Annotated in this window: 17 protein-coding genes and 2 pseudogenes; 13 read left to right on the plus strand and 6 right to left on the minus strand. The window is 59.6% G+C overall.

Features of this window, described 5'->3' with window-relative positions:
* Position 1: 1 nt before the first annotated feature.
* The 4 genes from trmD to ffh all read right to left on the minus strand — a co-directional run bounded on the left by trmD (position 2) and on the right by ffh (position 2,965).
* Positions 2-766 carry a tRNA (guanosine(37)-N1)-methyltransferase TrmD gene (trmD, locus tag ABWL39_RS16965; protein ID WP_367794001.1) on the minus strand — a complete coding sequence of 255 codons (765 nt, stop codon included), beginning with the start codon at positions 764-766 and terminating at the stop codon, positions 2-4.
* On the minus strand, positions 766-1,272 hold the full coding sequence (gene rimM, locus ABWL39_RS16970) for a ribosome maturation factor RimM (protein WP_367794004.1): 507 nt from the start codon (positions 1,270-1,272) through the stop codon (positions 766-768). Before rimM ends, trmD begins: the two co-directional genes overlap by 1 nt.
* A 7-nt stretch (positions 1,273-1,279) precedes the next feature.
* A complete protein-coding gene (gene rpsP / locus ABWL39_RS16975; RefSeq protein WP_367794007.1) occupies positions 1,280-1,531 on the minus strand; it encodes a 30S ribosomal protein S16 in 252 nt (83 codons plus the stop codon).
* Positions 1,532-1,621: 90 nt separating this feature from the next.
* A complete protein-coding gene (gene ffh, locus ABWL39_RS16980) occupies positions 1,622-2,965 on the minus strand; it encodes a signal recognition particle protein (RefSeq protein ID WP_367794010.1) in 1,344 nt (447 codons plus the stop codon).
* A gap of 98 nt (positions 2,966-3,063) precedes the next feature.
* On the opposite strand from ffh, the gene ABWL39_RS16985 reads away from it, so the two are divergent.
* From ABWL39_RS16985 to ABWL39_RS17040, 12 genes and pseudogenes are all read left to right on the plus strand, one after another.
* Positions 3,064-3,864: an inner membrane protein YpjD gene (locus tag ABWL39_RS16985; protein WP_367794012.1), complete on the plus strand. Its 801-nt coding sequence runs from the start codon at positions 3,064-3,066 to the stop codon at positions 3,862-3,864.
* A 120-nt stretch (positions 3,865-3,984) separates the two neighbouring features.
* Positions 3,985-5,229 (plus strand): HlyC/CorC family transporter, encoded by a 1,245-nt coding sequence (locus ABWL39_RS16990; RefSeq protein WP_367794015.1) that lies wholly within the window; start codon positions 3,985-3,987, stop codon positions 5,227-5,229.
* Positions 5,230-5,388: 159 nt separating this feature from the next.
* The gene (gene pilB, locus ABWL39_RS16995; protein ID WP_367794018.1) at positions 5,389-7,101 is read left to right on the plus strand and encodes a type IV-A pilus assembly ATPase PilB; all 1,713 of its coding nucleotides are present in this window, start codon (positions 5,389-5,391) and stop codon (positions 7,099-7,101) included.
* Positions 7,102-7,115: 14 nt separating this feature from the next.
* On the plus strand, positions 7,116-8,339 hold the full coding sequence (locus ABWL39_RS17000; RefSeq protein ID WP_367794021.1) for a type II secretion system F family protein: 1,224 nt from the start codon (positions 7,116-7,118) through the stop codon (positions 8,337-8,339).
* Between the two features lie 29 nt (positions 8,340-8,368).
* Entirely contained in the window at positions 8,369-9,229 is an 861-nt protein-coding gene (locus ABWL39_RS17005; protein ID WP_367794024.1) for an A24 family peptidase, read from the plus strand.
* The gene (gene coaE / locus ABWL39_RS17010; RefSeq protein WP_367794026.1) at positions 9,226-9,837 is read left to right on the plus strand and encodes a dephospho-CoA kinase; all 612 of its coding nucleotides are present in this window, start codon (positions 9,226-9,228) and stop codon (positions 9,835-9,837) included. Before ABWL39_RS17005 ends, coaE begins: the two co-directional genes overlap by 4 nt.
* A gap of 83 nt (positions 9,838-9,920) precedes the next feature.
* The gene (gene zapD, locus ABWL39_RS17015; protein WP_367794030.1) at positions 9,921-10,679 is read left to right on the plus strand and encodes a cell division protein ZapD; all 759 of its coding nucleotides are present in this window, start codon (positions 9,921-9,923) and stop codon (positions 10,677-10,679) included.
* A 243-nt stretch (positions 10,680-10,922) separates the two neighbouring features.
* Positions 10,923-11,470: pseudogene (locus tag ABWL39_RS17020) on the plus strand (urease accessory protein UreD).
* A 152-nt stretch (positions 11,471-11,622) separates the two neighbouring features.
* Positions 11,623-11,922, plus strand: coding sequence for an urease subunit gamma (gene ureA, locus ABWL39_RS17025; RefSeq protein ID WP_367794054.1), 300 nt, complete (start codon positions 11,623-11,625; stop codon positions 11,920-11,922).
* A gap of 69 nt (positions 11,923-11,991) precedes the next feature.
* Positions 11,992-12,522 carry a GNAT family N-acetyltransferase gene (locus ABWL39_RS17030; RefSeq protein ID WP_367794033.1) on the plus strand — a complete coding sequence of 177 codons (531 nt, stop codon included), beginning with the start codon at positions 11,992-11,994 and terminating at the stop codon, positions 12,520-12,522.
* A gap of 15 nt (positions 12,523-12,537) precedes the next feature.
* Positions 12,538-12,822 (plus strand): urease subunit beta, encoded by a 285-nt coding sequence (gene ureB / locus ABWL39_RS17035; RefSeq protein WP_367794036.1) that lies wholly within the window; start codon positions 12,538-12,540, stop codon positions 12,820-12,822.
* Positions 12,823-12,848: 26 nt separating this feature from the next.
* A pseudogene (locus tag ABWL39_RS17040) lies at positions 12,849-13,197 on the plus strand (hypothetical protein); the annotation flags it as partial.
* Positions 13,198-13,290: 93 nt separating this feature from the next.
* Here ABWL39_RS17040 and ABWL39_RS17045 read toward each other — a convergent pair.
* Together ABWL39_RS17045 and ABWL39_RS17050 are read right to left on the minus strand one after the other, a co-directional pair.
* A complete protein-coding gene (locus ABWL39_RS17045) occupies positions 13,291-14,517 on the minus strand; it encodes a fatty acid desaturase (protein WP_367794039.1) in 1,227 nt (408 codons plus the stop codon).
* A gap of 19 nt (positions 14,518-14,536) precedes the next feature.
* Positions 14,537-15,643 (minus strand): ferredoxin reductase, encoded by a 1,107-nt coding sequence (locus ABWL39_RS17050; RefSeq protein ID WP_367794042.1) that lies wholly within the window; start codon positions 15,641-15,643, stop codon positions 14,537-14,539.
* A 165-nt stretch (positions 15,644-15,808) separates the two neighbouring features.
* Between ABWL39_RS17050 and fabR the strand changes: the two genes are divergently transcribed.
* On the plus strand, positions 15,809-16,450 hold the full coding sequence (fabR, locus tag ABWL39_RS17055) for an HTH-type transcriptional repressor FabR (protein ID WP_367794045.1): 642 nt from the start codon (positions 15,809-15,811) through the stop codon (positions 16,448-16,450).
* The last annotated feature ends 550 nt before the right edge of the window (positions 16,451-17,000 follow it).

Below are 17,000 nucleotides of genomic sequence, written 5' to 3' on the forward strand. Positions count from 1 at the left end.
GTTACTCCGGTTTTGTGGAATCTTGTTCCTTCTGGTACTCCGCCAGAAGCCGAGATTCCTCTTTTGTCAGCTGGTGTTTAGCCAGCAAATCCGCCCGCCGCAACCAGGTGCGGCCAAGCGCTTGTTTCAACCGCCAGCGGTTGATCAGGGCATGATTACCGGACAACAGCACGTCCGGCACACGCACACCCCGGTATTCCTCGGGCCGAGTGTAATGAGGGCAATCCAGCAGGCCGTTGACGAAGGAGTCCTGCTCCGCCGAACCCGCATCATTCAATGCGCCGGGCAATTGACGCACGATCGCATCGATCAGCACCATTGCTCCCAGCTCGCCGCCGGACAGGACATAGTCACCGATCGAGAGTTCCACATCGACCTGACGCTGTATCACGCGCTCGTCGATTCCCTCGTAGCGGCCAGCAAGCAGGACCAGCCCCGGCTCACTCTTGAGCTGCATGACCAATTCGTGGTCAAGCAAGCGGCCTTGCGGCGACAGGTACACCACCTTGGGCACCGCCACGCCAGCCTCGTGCTGCCGAGTCTTGGCTGCATCAATCGCCAGCTCCAGCGGCTCGGGCAACATGACCATGCCAGGCCCGCCACCATAGGGGCGATCATCAACCGTCCGATAATTGTCGGTCGCGAAGTCGCGAGGGTTCCAACAATGCAGCGAATACAGCTTGCGCTCGTGAGCACGACGGCTGATGCCGTGCAGTGTGATGGCGTCGAACATCGGCGCAAACAGCGTCACGACATCGAACTGCATCAGTAGTCCAGCCCCCAGTCGACCTGAATGCGACGAGCAGGCATATCTACCGCCAGAACGACACTCGCCACGAAGGGCAATAACCGTTCCGTTTGGCCATCATGCACCACCAATACGTCGTTGGCGCCCGTCTGCAACAGCTCGACGACCTTGCCCAACGATTCACCAGCGACGTTGCTTACCTCCAACCCGACCAGATCGGACCAGTAGTACTCACCTTCGCTTGGTTCCGGCAGCTCATTGCGCGGCACACCAACCTGGCAATTGCGCAGGTGGGCAGCGATATCTCGATCAGCCACACCTTCCAGCTTGGCGACGATGCTCTTCGTGTGCAGCTCGGACGCTTCGACCCGGTATGCGTTCCATTGCCCCGCCTTCCCCAAATACCACACGGGATAGTCGAGCAGGCTGTCCGGGTGCTCCGTGTCCGCATAGACATGGACCCAGCCACGCACGCCAAATGGGGCACCGATGTACCCCATCGTTACAATTTCGTCGGCAGACACCGTGCTATTAGGCAGCAGCCTTGCCCTGCAGCTTGATCAGCTTGGCTACGGCATCGCTGACTTGCGCACCCTGGCCTTGCCAGTAGGTCACGCGGTCCATTGCCAGACGGAAGCCTTCGCCGCCTTCTTTGGCAACCGGATTGTAGAAGCCAACACGTTCGATGAAACGACCGTCGCGACGATTGCGGGAGTCAGCAACGACTACGTTAAAAAACGGACGGTTTTTGGAGCCACCACGGGCCAGACGAATAACGACCATTGTTCTACCTATCTCAAAAACAGGAAAAAAGACTGTGATTCTACGATACCACTTTGAAATTTGACAAGAATTTTCGTCTTGCCTGCCACATCACATCCCAGGCAACATCCCCTTCATGCCACGCATGAGCTTGGTGATGCCACCCTTGGAGAACTGCTTCATCATTTTCTGCGTTTGCTCGAACTGGTTCAGCAGCTTGTTGACTTCCTGCACCGACACCCCAGCGCCAGTCGCAATGCGACGCTTGCGCGAGGCCTTGATCAACTCGGGCTTGGTCCGCTCCTGCTGCGTCATCGAGTTGATGATGCCTTCGATGCGATTGATCACCTTGTCGTCAACCTGGCCCTGCGCCATCTGGCTCAGTTGACCAGGCAGCTTGTCGAGCAGCGAGCTCATGCCGCCCATTTTGCGCATCTGCTGGATCTGCATCTTGAAGTCTTCCAGGTCAAAGCCCTTGCCCGACTTCATTTTCTTGACCAGCGCCTTGGCCTCTTCCTGATCGACCGTCCGCTGTGCATCCTCGATGAGCGACAGCACGTCCCCCATTCCGAGGATACGGGAGGCCATACGGTCAGGATAGAACGGCTCCAGCCCCGTCAATTTTTCGCCGACGCCGACAAACTTGATCGGCTTGCCCGTCACATTGCGAACCGATAGTGCCGCGCCGCCTCGCGCATCGCCGTCCAGCTTAGTCAGCACGACCCCGGTCAGCGGTAGCGCCTCGCCAAAGGCCTGTGCAACATTCACCGCATCCTGGCCCTGCATGGCATCGACCACAAACAGCGTCTCGACCGGCAGCAGGGATGCATGCAGATCCTTGATCTCGGCCATCATCTGTTCGTCGATGGCCAGTCGGCCAGCCGTATCGACAATCAGTACATCATGGAAATGACGTTTGGCATGATCGAGTGCCGCCAGCGCGATCTCGACCGGTGGCTGGCCAACGTTGGAAGGGAACCATTCGACTTCGATCTGGGCGGCCAGCGTCTTGAGCTGGTCGATTGCGGCGGGACGATAGACGTCGCAGGAAACAAGCAGCACCTTCTTTTTCTGCTTTTCCTTGAGCAACTTCGCCAGCTTGCCAGTCGTCGTCGTCTTGCCCGAGCCCTGCAACCCCGCCATCAGCACAACGGCGGGCGGCACGGCAGCCAGATTGAGCGCGTCATTGTGCTCGCCCATGAGCTTGACGAGCTCTTCGTAAACGACACCGATGACAGCCTGCCCCGGCGTCAGACTACCGATCACATCCTGGCCAAGCGCCCGCTGCCTGACATCGTTGACGAAGTTTTTGACGACGGGCAGTGCCACGTCGGCCTCGAGCAGCGCCATGCGCACCTCGCGCATGGCGTCCTGAATATTGGATTCGGTCAGCCGCGCATGCCCACGCAGATTCTTGACTACGCCAGAGAGCCGGCTCGATAGATTTTCAAACATTTGCCATTCCTTGAAACTGCTGTCGCGGCGCGGCCTGCGCGCGGCATCCAATATGGTGTAGACTTTGGCCGAAACGTGGAATTTTACCTTAGTTTAACGTGTCCATCCTTCCCTTAATCGTTATCGTCTCGTACGCCGGCCTCGGCTGGCATTTCTGGCGGAGCCGCTGGCATGGCGCCAGCACGCGCCCATTGCTGGAGCAGATGGTGCTGCCACTCGCGCTACTCCTGCATGGCATCACTCTCGGCGATACGATCATGCACAGCAATGTCGTCGGGCTGGGGGTAGGAACTGCGTTGTCGATTACCTTATGGTTGTCGGTAGCGATTTTCTGGCTGGGCAATTTCTTTTACCCTGTCGAAGGCCTGCAGCCCCTGCTCCTGCCACTCGCGGCACTTGCCGTACTGGGCGCAGAGCTGATGCCGCCGATGCACCCCTTTGTCGGCGCAGAACTGCCCGCCTTCCGCGCCCACATCCTGTCAGCGATGCTGGCCTATAGTCTCATCACCAATGCCGCACTCATCGCATTGCTGATGAACATAGCAGACCGGCGCCTGCACAAACACACGACCCGCAGCCTTGCGGCCAATCTCCCGCCCTTGTTGAGCCTGGAATCCCTGCTGTTCAAGGTGTTGGCCGGAGGGTTTCTGCTTCTGACGGCGACGCTGATCAGCGGCTTATTCTTTTCGGAAGAAATCTTCCACCAGTCGTTCAGGCTGAATCACAAGACCCTATTCACCGTCGTCGCCTGGAGCGTCTTCGCGGCGCTACTACTGGGCAGAACCTTCCTCGGCTGGCGAGGGCGTATCGCCGTCAGGTGGACCCTCTCGGGCTTTTCCCTACTCCTACTGGCGTACATCGGCAGTAAATTTGTTCTCGAAGTCGTTCTGCAACGCTGATCCTCATTTAGCGCTGCACAACAACCGTGGCGGCTAGCTTGACACCCGGCTGGCCGTGACAAAATACTGAGCCTGACCCAACGCCCCTAGACTCCTGTGGACTCGGTACCATTATCAGCCTTGGCCGTCTCTTTGGTCTGCTGCCTTATCGGCTCGGCCTTTTTCTCCATGGCGGAAACCGCCATGATGGCGGCCAATCGATACAAGCTACGCTCGCTGACCAAGGCCGGACATCAAGGCGCAAAACTGACTACGCAACTATTGAGTCAGACTGACAAGCTGCTGGGCGTCATTCTGCTAGGCAACAGCCTGATCAATGCCGCAGCAGCAGCCCTGGCAACCATCATTACCTTCCGCCTGATTGGCAACGATCGACTGGCGCTGAGTGTTGCCACAGTCGGCGTGACATTCGCCATCCTGGTGTTCAGCGAAGCCACACCGAAGATCGTTGCCGCCACCTACCCAGAGAAGCTCGCCGTCGCGATTAGCTTTCCGCTGGCGGCACTGTCAAAAGTGTTTTATCCGGCAGTGTGGTTTATCAATCTATTCGTCAGGCTATTGCTGACCCTGATGGGCCTGGGCAGAAAGCCGGCCTCGGAACAAAACCTAACCCCCGAGGAGTTGCGACTACTGGTACTGGAGGCAGGCCCCTTTGTAGGAAAGAAACACCACAGCATCTTGATGAATTTGTTTGATCTTCAGGCGAGCACCGTCGACGACATCATGGTACCGAGGAGGCAAGTGGAAGCGCTTGATCTCAACGAAAATGCGGCAGTGTTGTGCGAGCAGCTCAGCACCTGCCATCACACTCGGCTACCGGTCTACGAAGGCAGTCTGGACTCCCTCCAGGGCATTGTGCACACCCGCAAACTGCTCAACGTATCTCGCGACAGCATTGACGCAGATGCCATACGTTCTGTGATGCGCGAGCCGTATTACATACCGGCCGGCACCCCCCTTTTTACTCAGCTCCAGAACTTCCAGGAAAATCACAGGCGCCTAGGCTGCGTCGTCGACGAATACGGTGAATTATTAGGGCTGGTAACGATCGAGGATATCCTCGAGCAGATTATTGGCGAGTTCACCAGCAACACCCCCAGCCAGGGGGGGGCGCGGATCAGCCACGATCAAGCCGGATATGTTGTAGAAGGCAGCAACCTGTTACGAGACATCAATCGCCGGCTCGGTATGACCTTCCCCCTGGATGGTCCCAAAACAATCAACGGACTGGTGATCGAGTACTTTCAGGATATCCCGGAGGCTGGGACCTGCATGACCGTGGCAGGTCAGCGGATGGAAATCCTGCAGACACAAGGCCGATCAGTCAAAGCAATCAGAATTTACTTCCCTGTAAATCCTTCCTAAACTGAACTGAATATATTCACCGCACTGCGACACCCCATTGGGCCGGGGGCAAGGCATTTGTGGGTGATGGCCCACCACCCGATCCCAGCCAACTTTACAAAGTTTCATGTCGAGTGCATTATTTCTGAATTTTAACGGTTACTAATACTCAAACTGCATATGGCCGCACCTTCTACACCGGCACCTTTGTCAGGCCTTGCTCGAGCACTGGTACAGCACAACCTGCTTCAACAACCGGATGCCGATGCAGTTCAAAATCAGGCGAACATCGCTGGGATTGCATTTATCCAGCAACTGGTGCTGAGCAAAAAACTGTCGCCATTGCAGATTGCCGAATTTGCATCGCAAACCTTTGGCTTCCCACTACTCGACTTGAGCGTGATCGACCCGACCAGCATTCCCAAAATGCTGGACCAGAAGCTCATGGTTGGCCGTCGCATCCTCCCCTTGTACAAACGGGGAAACAAGCTATTTGCAGCGATTTCCGATCCAACCAATCTGCAAGCACTGGAGGAAGCAAAATTCCAGACCAGCCTTGCCGTCGAACCCGTTGTCGTCGAAGACTCCAAACTTGGGGTCTATATCGAAAAGGCCGTCGAAGCCAGTGGCGCCAACATCCAGAATCTGGTCGACGACGACATCGCCCTCGACATTGGGGATGAGGCAGGAGAAGAGCAAGCCAACGAGGCCAGCGTCGAGGTGGACGATGCGCCTATCGTTCGCTATGTGCAGAAAGTATTGCTCGACGCCATCAATGCAGGCGCCTCGGATATCCATCTCGAACCCTACGAAAAATTCTATCGCGTTCGTTTCCGGGTCGACGGAATCCTTCGCGAAATTGCGCAGCCCCCCCTGGCCATCAAAGAGAAGGTGGCGGCACGTATCAAGGTGATCTCCAGCCTCGACATCTCCGAGAAGCGCATCCCCCAGGATGGCCGCATGAAACTGCGGCTTTCCGGGTCGCGAGCGATCGATTTTCGCGTCAGCACGCTCCCGACCCTGTTCGGCGAGAAGATCGTGATGCGTATTCTTGATCCCTCCAGCGCCACGCTGGGGATCGACGCACTGGGCTATGAACCGGATCAGAAGGAAGCGCTGCTGCGGGCAGTCAAGCGACCTTACGGGATGGTTCTGGTGACAGGGCCGACAGGCTCAGGCAAAACCGTATCCCTTTATACCTGCCTCAACATTCTGAACGAGCCCGGCATCAATATCTCGACGGCAGAAGATCCGGCGGAAATCAATCTGCCAGGCATCAATCAGGTCAATGTCAACGACAAGGCCGGTCTCACCTTCTCCGCCGCGTTGAAATCATTCCTTCGCCAGGATCCGGACATCATCATGGTCGGCGAAATCCGTGACCTGGAAACGGCGGATATCTCGATCAAGGCGGCGCAAACAGGGCATATGGTATTTTCGACACTGCATACCAACGATGCCCCGACCACACTCACCCGCATGATGAATATGGGGGTAGCACCGTTCAATATTGCGAGTTCTGTCATCCTGATCACGGCGCAGCGCCTCGCCAGACGGCTATGCTCGAACTGCAAGAAGCCCATCGATTTACCAAGGGAAGCCTTGCTTGGCGCTGGATTTCAGGAGGAAGACCTGGACGGTAGCTGGAGGCCCTATGGCCCAGTCGGTTGCGATACTTGCAAAGGATCCGGTTACAAGGGACGGGTGGGCATCTACCAAGTAATGCCCATTTCAGAGGAAATGCAAAGGATCATCCTGAAGAACGGTACGGCAATGGATATCGCAGAGCAGGCTCAACGCGAAGGCGTCAGGGACCTGCGGCAGTCAGGCCTGTTAAAAGTCAAACAGGGATTCACCTCGCTGGAAGAGGTCGAGTCGGTAACTAACGAATAACGACGGGAAAAGCGATGGCTGTCGCGGCAAAACAACAGAAAATAAAAGAGTCCACTTTTTCCTGGGAAGGAACGGACCGTACCGGCAAGCGTGTCAAAGGCGAGATGCGTGCCGGGGGCGAAGCTCAGGTGCAGGCAGTTCTGAGACGGCAAGGCGTTCGTGTCAACAAGGTAAAAAAACAGCGAGCCTCAATCGGCAAACGCATTACGGATAAAGACATCACGCTCTTTAGCCGCCAGATGGCCACCATGATGAAATCGGGGGTTCCACTTCTTCAGGCCTTTGACATCGTGGCTAAAGGCCATAGCAACCCGGCTGTTTCCAAGCTGATTTTTGACATCAAGGCAGACGTCGAAACTGGCAGCAGCCTGACAGCAGCCTTTCGGAAATACCCACTGTATTTCGACAACTTGTTCTGTAACCTGATCCAGGCAGGGGAGCAGGCTGGTATTCTCGACACGTTGCTGGATAGGCTTGCTACGTATAAAGAAAAGATCATTGCCATCAAAGGTAAGATCAAGTCGGCGATGTTCTACCCAACCGCAGTAATCGTTGCCGCATTTGTCATTACTGCCGTCATCATGATCTTCGTGATTCCAGCATTTAAGGAGTTGTTCTCCAGCTTCGGGGCGGACCTACCTGCACCAACATTGTTTGTCATGGCCGTATCAGATTATTTTGTGCACTACTGGTGGTTGATGTTCGGCGTAATAGGCGGTGCGATCTTTGGATTCATCGAGGCAAAAAAACGGTCGCGCAAGCTGCAAATATCCATGGATCGTCTGTCACTTAAATTACCGATTTTTGGTGATGTCATCCGGAAGGCCACGATCGCCCGCTGGACGCGTACGTTATCTACCATGTTTGCCGCCGGGGTACCCTTGGTCGAAGCGCTCGACTCCGTTGGGGGGGCCGCAGGCAACCAGATTTATGCCGATGCTACCAAGCGCATTCAGAACGAAGTCTCGACCGGTACCAGCCTGACGGTCTCGATGCAGAACAGCGACGTCTTTCCGAGCATGGTTCTGCAAATGGTGGCAATCGGCGAAGAATCCGGTGCGCTGGATTCGATGCTGAGCAAAGTCGCCGATTTTTACGAAGAAGAAGTCGATAACGCGGTCGAGGCGCTGTCGAGCCTGATGGAGCCGATCATCATGGTCGTGCTCGGCACACTGATCGGCGGTATCGTCGTGGCAATGTACCTGCCAATCTTCAAGATGGGTCAGGCGGTTGGCTAAGCCTCACGGAAACCGCCGCTAAATCTGATATGGAATTGATATCCGCATTGCAAGCAACGCCCGCGATGTATGTCGTCGCGTGCCTGATTCTGGGTCTGCTGGTCGGCAGTTTCTTGAACGTGGTGATTCACCGCCTGCCGCTCATGATGGAGCGCGAATGGCAGGCGGATTGCGCCTTCGCACGAGGCGAGACATTGGCGGAGCAACCCAGGTACAACCTGGTCGTTCCACGCTCCGCCTGCCCTCAATGTGGGCATCAGATCACGGCGGTCGAGAACATTCCGATCGTCAGTTATCTGCTGCTCCGTGGCAAATGCCGCCAATGCAGCACCCCGATCAGCATGCGCTACCCCTTGGTAGAAGCGATCACCGGCCTGATCACCGCCTATGTTGGCTACCGTTTTGGCGTGACGTGGCTAGCTGCAGGCGCCATCATGTTCTGCTGGACGCTGATTGCACTAACCTTCATCGACTTCGATACCCAGCTTCTCCCCGATTCGCTGACGCTACCGCTACTGTGGCTAGGGCTGCTGTTCAATCTGGGAGACACCTACGTCAGCCTCAAGCATGCGGTGATCGGCGCCATGGCTGGCTACCTGATCCTGTGGAGCGTGTACTGGCTGTTCAAGCTGATTCGCGGCAAGGAAGGCATGGGTTACGGCGACTTCAAATTGCTAGCGGCAATCGGCGCCTGGCTCGGCTGGTCGGTGCTGCCGCAAGTCATCCTGATGTCCTCGATACTGGGGGTGGTCGGTGGAATCGTCGCCAACCTGCGTGCAAGACAAGGGCTTGAAACTCCCTTCGCATTTGGCCCTTATCTCGCTCTGGCGGGCTTGGCGTCGATGCTGTGGGGGCCGCAAATCGCCCAGCTGATCGGCCTGAACCCGTGAATCTTGTCATCGGTCTGACCGGGGGCATCGGTTCGGGAAAGTCGACCGTCACGCGACTTTTCGAGCAGCGCGGCGCCGGTGTTGTCGATACGGATGCCATCGCCCACGCGCTCACCGCTCCCGGCGGCAAAGCCATCGCGCAATTGCGCGAGGTGTTCGGTGATGCCTACATCACCGCGGATGATCGTCTCGATAGAGCGGCCATGCGGCAGCGGGTGTTTACCGACGACGACGCCAAGCGCCAGCTCGAGGCCATTTTGCACCCGATGATCCGACAGGAAGTGATGGCTGCGCTGGCTAGGCAGACGGCGCCTTACACCCTGCTTGTCGTGCCGCTGCTGATCGAAACTGGCGCCTATGCGGACGCCATCTGCCGCACGCTAGTTGTCGATTGTGCCGAAGCGACGCAGATTTCGCGCACGGCACAGCGAAGCGCGCTTCAGCCTGACGAAGTCAAGGCCATTATGGCCAAGCAGGCCACGAGAAGCGAGCGGCTGGCACGTGCGGACGACACCGTAGAGAATGATGGCGAGCCCGGCGCGCTCGAACCACAGATCGCAAAATTACACGATCAATATATGCAGATAGTGCGACAAATCAAGGCGTAAGCGGACATTGTTCAAGTGACATTTGTCATTCTTCGCGATATCCCGCAAAATTAGACATTAAACCCATAGTTTCGGCCAAGCGAGTGATCAGTTACGAGTTTCCTCTCAACGAGCGAATCCGCACCATGTTGCGGCTGGAAGATTTGTTTGCTCGGTTCTCGCACTTTTCCGACAAGGCTGAAGCACATGACCATCACGCCGCCTTGATGGTTCTGTTCGAAATCATGGAGGTCGCCAGTCGGGCCGATCTCAAGTCTGACCTGATCCAGGAGCTCGAGCGCCAGAAGCACTCGCTCGAAGCGCTGCGCAACAACCCGCAAATTGCTGAAGACGCACTGGATGCGGTGTTGGGTGAAATCGAGGATGTTTCCGCCAAGCTGCTTGAGATGGTCGGGCGTATTGGTCAGCACCTGCGCGAAAATGACTGGCTGATGAGCATCAAGCAGCGCACCTCGATTCCGGGCGGCGCCTGCGAATTCGATCTGCCCTCCTACTTCTACTGGCAGCGCCAGCCAGTGCAGACGCGTCACCAGGCGTTGCTGGGCTGGATGGCGCCCATGCTGCCGCTCAAGGATGGCTTCGACATCGTGCTGCGCCTCTTGCGCGACAGCGGCAAGACGATGAACTACACGGCACGCCAGGGCATGTTCCAGCAGATGTCGGGCGGCAAGGTGGTGCAACTGATCAAGGTATCGCTCGACGAGCAATATGCCTGTGTGCCAGAGCTCTCCGCCAACAAGTACGCGATCAACATCCGCTTCATCCACCCCGTTCTGACGCTCGACAAGCCTCGCCAGTTCGATGGCGACGTGAACTTCCAGCTGACCTACTGCAACCTCTGAGCCGGGCCTCGCCCGGGGCGCAGGTTCGCACGCCCCATACCGGGCTCTCCCTCTCTTCATCAGCACAGTCACACAGCACGCACCATATGCGCCCCGGCGAGATCGTTTTTGGTGCGATATATGCCATGACGCCTGCCTTTCGGGTAGGTCATGGCGCACCAACAGCTTGATTCACAAAGGCTCTACCCTTTCACAAGCCATCTGGCATGGCTTATGCGTAAGCCAATGGCCGATCGCAGCGATATGGTCATTTTACTGGTGGCGCAGCACTACAATTTCGACGCCAGGCTGGATAGGGGCAGCCACGCGTTGATCACCACGCAGTGGTATCGCTCGGCCGGGCGACAAGCCCGCCAGCGCGTGAGCCTGCAGATTGCAATGGGCGCCCTGCTCGAATGGCTACCGCAGGAAATTATCGTCGTCGATACCGCACAAGCCAGCAGCCACGTCGACATCCTGCTCGATACGGGGCGTGGCGGTGCGACTGGGGCATCGTCTGCCTCGGCCGGCCGGCGAACCAGGAGTGCTTCACCTCTGGCGAATGGCGGCAGCACCTGTCGATTTCGTGCGGCGGCAAACTCCTGTTTATCGAACAGGCGCGTGTCGAAGGCGGCCGCCGCATCCCCGCTTCATCGGTCGGTATGGCAGGCCAGGCGGCGATGGCAAATATATTCGCCACGCTGGATACGCTTGATGCCAACCGCATAGACAGGCTACGCTCGATTCCAGTCGTGCCCGGTGCGCGGGCCAGGCGTCACCGTGATCGACGGACTGCTGCTGGCGCTACTTAGGGCCAGGCACCGAAGCAGCATGCCACCATGGCCAGCAGGGGTGGGAAATTGTGCGCCCGGCAATGGCCGGGCAGCCCGCCGCCCATCCACCGCGCATCTGACGAACTTGAGCCGCGCCAGGAGCGCGACCTATCAGCAACCTGAGGAGCATGATGGAGCTCACGCCCCGCGAAAATGACAAGTTGTCGAGCTTCACCGCCGCCCTGCTGGCCGAGAGCCACAAGGCGCGCGGGCGGCGGTTCAACGATCCGAAGGCCGTCGTCTACCTGTCGATAGCGATCGCGGGTGCCCGCGATGGCCGGAGCGTCGCCGAGCGGATGAGCTACAGCACGCTCCTGCTGACGCGCGACGAGGTCATGAACAGTATCGCCGAGTTGGTTTCCGACATCCAGGTCGAGACGATCTTCCCCGGCGGCGCCAAGTTCGTCACCGTACAGCAGCCCATCGTATGAGCCTTGCGCACGGTGGGCACACCCCATTCCAACATAACGATCAAACCATCCCATTTGAGAGGACCAGCCATGAAAATCTTTCGGCTCAGCAAACAGGCGTTGCGTGAAGCGATCCCCCAGCTCAACGACATCCTTATCGACGGCGTCAACAACGGTGCATCGGTAGGCTTTCTCGCACCGCTCGACGAGCGGCGCGCGACGCAGTACTGGCGCAGCATCGAGGACAGTATCGAGCAAGGCTCGCGCTGGATCTGGGTGGCGCTCGTCGACGGCAAGCTGGTGGGCAGCGTGCAGCTGGAATTCTGCCAACGCGAGAACGGCCTGGCGCGCGCCGAGGTGCAGCGCCTGCTGGTCCTGCGCGAATACCGGCGCAAGGGCGTGGCAACCGCGCTGATGAACACCGTCGAAGATGCCTCGCTCGATCAACGCCGCAAACTGCTGGTGCTCGACACCGAGTCCAACTCCGCGGCGGAAACCTTCTACCTCGAACTCGGCTACCAGCTCGCGGGCCGCATCCCGTCGTATGCCAATTCGCCCGACGGCCACCTGCACGCCACAGCGATTTTCTACAAGCAGCTGCAGGAAGAACAGTGGCTATGATCCCGGGCTAGCGGCGTGGCCGGCGAGCTCACGCTCAATGCCGGGCGCGCCACCGAGGTGCTGGCGGTTGCCAATACCTGCGACCGGCCCATTCAGACCGGCTCGCATTACCACTTCCAAGAGACAAATGCCGCGCCGCAGTTCGACCGCGAGGCTACGCGCGGTTTCCGTCTCAACATCCCGGCGGGCATGGCGGTACGCTGCGAGCCGGGGCAGACAGGCACGGTGATGCGGGTCAAATGCGCCGGTGGCCTCGTCGTGCACGGCTTTCAGGGGCGGATTTCAGGCGCGCTGCGATAAGGCTGTCGCACCAGCCCCATACCAAGATGTTCAACCCCGCCGTCGGCAACCGGGTTCACCTCGCCGATACTGGCTGGTGGATCGAAGTCGGGCGCGATCACACGATCAACAGTGAGGAGGTCAAGTTCGGCGGCGGCAAGGTGATCCGCGGCAGCATGGGGCAGCGCCAGCGGCTCGACGCCGAGGAGGCCGACACGGCATCACCAATGCGCTGATCCTCGACTGGCGGGCGTGCTCAAGGCCGACCACAAGCTCAACCACTACTGCCCGCACGTCGAGGCCGGCCAGCAGAACGATCTGGTGCGTGCTGACGGCGAACTGCTGGCGTGCGAGCCGGCCACCGTGCTGTCGATGGCGCAGCGCAATTTCCTGTTCCGAGCAATCGGCCTGCACGCGAATAGGGACGGGGCTTCCAGCCCGGCTGGAAGCCCCGTCTACATTAGCCCTCGGGGCAGTCCTCGATGCACCTCAGGCCGCTGCGCTGGCGTCAGCAGGCTGCGTGCTGTCCAGCCATTGCTGCAGACGGCGCAAGGTGTCGTCGAGCTTTTGTGCCGGGCTGGCCTGGCGCGGTGCCGTCGCACGGGCAGCAGCCGCTGCCGGTGGCGCGGCCACGCCGGCGGCTGGCTGGGCATCTTCCGGCCTGTTGGGCAGGGCATGGCGGAAGATCCGCTTGACCACCGAGCCGAACTGCCGATGAAACGGCCCGACGTTGTAGTGCACGCCGTATTTCTCGCAGATGGCCTTCACCTCGACCGCCATCTCGGCATAGCGATGCGCCGGGATGTCGGGGAACAGGTGATGCTCGATCTGGTGGCTCAGGTTGCCCGACATGAAATGAAACCACGGGCCGCCCGACAGGTTGCCCGAGCCGCCAAGCTGGCGCAGATACCAGTGGCCGCGGCTTTCGTTCTCGAGCACCGAGGGCGGGTAGACTTCTGCGTCGCCGGTGAAATGGCCGCAGAAGATGATGCCGAAGGTCCACAGGTTGCGGACCACATTGGCCACGCCGTTGCCGGCGAGCACGCCGAGAAAGTTCGGCCCGGCCAGCGCCGGGAACACCACGTAGTCACGCAAGCTGGTCTGCCCGACCTTGCCGGCTACCTGCTTGAGCTTGGGCAGCAGCTCCGACACCGGCACCTTACCCTTCAACACGCGCGGCACCTGCAGGTCGTACACCGCAATCGCATGCTGGAACGTTAGCGCCTGGATCGTCGCCCACAGCGGCTGGCCGAGGTAGAAGCGTGTCCAGCGCTGTTCCGGGAACAGGCGGACGACGCCGTAGCCCAGGTCGTGGTCACGCCCGAGTACATTGGTGTAGGTGTGGTGCAGGTAATTGTGGGTATGGCGCCAGGCGTCGCTCGGGCAAGCGTTGTTCCACTCGTAGGTGTTGCCGTGGAATTCCGGGTCGTTCATCCAGTCGTACTGGCCGTGCATCACGTTGTGGCCCAGCTCCATATTCTCCACGATCTTGGAAAAGCTCAGCAGCAGGGTGCCGCCAACCCAGGTGGGCGGGAAAAAACCGGCGAACAGCAGGCCGCGCCCGGCGGCTTCGCTCAGGCGGACGGAGGAACGAACACGGCGGATATAGCGCGCATCCTTTTCGCCGAGATCGGCGCGCACGCGGTTGCGCAGTGCATCGAGCTCGGCGCCGAAAGCGTTGATCTCCTCATCGGACAGGGGGTGATTGGTAGTCATGCTGGCTTATCCCGGGGGGTTACAGATCAAGTACGACGTCGGTCAGCGGGGCGCACACGCAGAGCTGGATGCTTTCACCCGGTTCGGCCAGCACCTTGCCGCTGCGGATGTCCCTGACCGCGCCTGACAGCTTCTTGCAACTGCACGAGAAACAGATCCCCATGCGGCAGCCACAGGCCGGGCGCAGCCCACTGGCTTCGGCCTGGTTCAGCAGCGGCAGCCCGGTGCTGCCTTCATACTGCTGCTTCGAGCGCGCGAAGGTCAGCGTGACGGCCTGCTGCTCGCCTTCCACCACCGGCGGCGGTGGCGAGAAGGCCTCGACATGCAGCTCACCAAAATAGGCTTGCGACTGCCATACCAGGCGCACCGCCTCGGTGAAGCCGTGCCCACCGCAGACAAAGGTCGTGCGCTCCCCCGCCCTGGCGACCCGCTGCAGGTGCGTAGCCTCGAAACGGCCGCTTAGCCAGCGTGGTGGGGCCTCCTCACCGGTCAGCGACAGATGCACATTGAAGTTGGGGTGAAGATAGGCCAGCCGCTGCAAGGTATCGGCAAAGGCGAAGCCGGCTTGCGTGCGGCCGTAATAGAGCATGGCGATATCGCCGGTGTATTTGCGCTCGAACAGCTCGTGCACCATGGCAAGCAGGGGTGTGACGCCGCTGCCTGCCGCGATGAACAGCAGTGCCGGCGGCGGGGGCTCGGGCAGGCGGAAATCGCCGAATGCCTGGCTCAGCTCCAGGTAATCGCCCGCCTTCAGGCAATCGTGCAGCCAGCCCGATACCACCCCCGCCGGCTCACGCCGTACCGCGATCTCGATCGCGCGGCCGGGGCGGGAGGGCTTGATCGGACTATAGCTGCGGACATGGCGTACACCGTCGATCTCGACCGTCAGCTGTACGTGCTGGCCGCCTGCGCAGCCGCGCCAGTTGTGGTTGGGCCGCAGGCGGATCAGCAGCGTCTCGGCCGCCACCTGCTGCAGCGATTCGACCCTGGCAACCACGCGGTGCAAGCGCCACTGGGGTGACAGCAACGAGGCATAGAAATCAACGATGGGCTCCGGCACCCAGCGCTCGGCCAGGCGGAGGGCATTCGGCAACAGTGTGGACGAAACGGCAACGGGGATACGCATGGAACGATCCTTTTAGTGAACACATGTACACCAAGATGACATGCCATTATCTTTAAGTCAACACTTGTTCACTTAATTTTCGTGGGCCACAGAGGCCATGCCCCCATCGACCATGTGTTGCGCTTCTGCTACATTCCGGTGGCTTCTACCTTTGGTTTTTGCTTCGTGGTACGCGCAGAAAAGAAACAACTGACCCGCCAGGCATTGCTGAATGCCGCGCTCGACCTGATGGAATCCGGACGCGGGTTCTGCAGCCTCTCCTTGCGCGAAGTGACACGCCAGACCGGCATTGTGCCTGCGGCCTTCTATCGTCATTTCAGCGATATGGACGAACTCGGCCTGGCGCTCGTCGATGAAGTCAGCCTGACCTTCCGCGCGGCGATCCGCGCCGTGCGCCATCACGAGATCGAGCTGGGCGGTGCAATCGACGCCTCGGTGCGCATCTTCCTCGATCATGTCGATGAGCACCGCCGCCTGTTCCTGTTTCTCGCGCGCGAGCAGTACGGCGGCTCGCCCGTCGTGCGCCAGGCCATCGCGGCCATGGGGCGGCAGTTCATCGCCGACCTGGCGGCCGACCTGATTGCCGCACCCAAGCTCCAGCACCTGTCGCCGGTCGACATCGACATCCTGGCCGACCTGATCGTGAAAACCGTGTTCGCGACCGTCCCCGAGCTGATCGACCCGCCCCGCGTCGACGCGCCCGCGCATGAAGACCCGAAGACCCGGCTGATCCACAAGCTGCGCTTCATCATGATCGGTGCCAAGCTCTGGCGCGGCATTGCGCCACCGGCGGAAGCCAGCCACTAGCACGGGGGCTCCCCTGGCTGCTGCACCTCCCCCGCGCCAGGCATCAATCTGGCACCCGTATAGCGCTGGGACGGTGCGTGGCGCGCAGTGTTCCTTTCGCAATCAAGCAGATGCAAAGCTGGCGAGGCTCTTGCGTGGTGCTCTGGCGTTCCCCCCAAAAGGCGCTGCCCGTGTGGCTCATTACCCAACGCATCCCCACTGCGGCAGATTGGCAGGCCGAGCTTGAGCAGCCCTCCGATCGGCGCCGGAAGAGTCACCTACGCACGCGCCCCAGCCCAGACGAGGTGCTCGCCCTGTTCATCGAGCGCGGCACAATGCTGCGTAATGGCGACCCGCGGCCAAGCCAGGACAGGCGCATCGTCAAGGTAGTCGCCAAGGCCGAGGCGGTGCTGCACATCACACCCCCACCTCACGGGTCGTCCGCCGGCAGCAAGAGGGAGCACGCAATCCACTGCGTACTATGGTCAGCTAACCTTCGACTTAGCTGCATCACAGCACTCCGGCCCCGGCACCACTGTCGGCGGCTTGTTTTGCGTGTGAGTCATCAACA

Source organism: Chitinivorax sp. PXF-14, from assembly GCF_040812015.1.
Classification (GTDB): domain Bacteria; phylum Pseudomonadota; class Gammaproteobacteria; order Burkholderiales; family SCOH01; genus JBFNXJ01.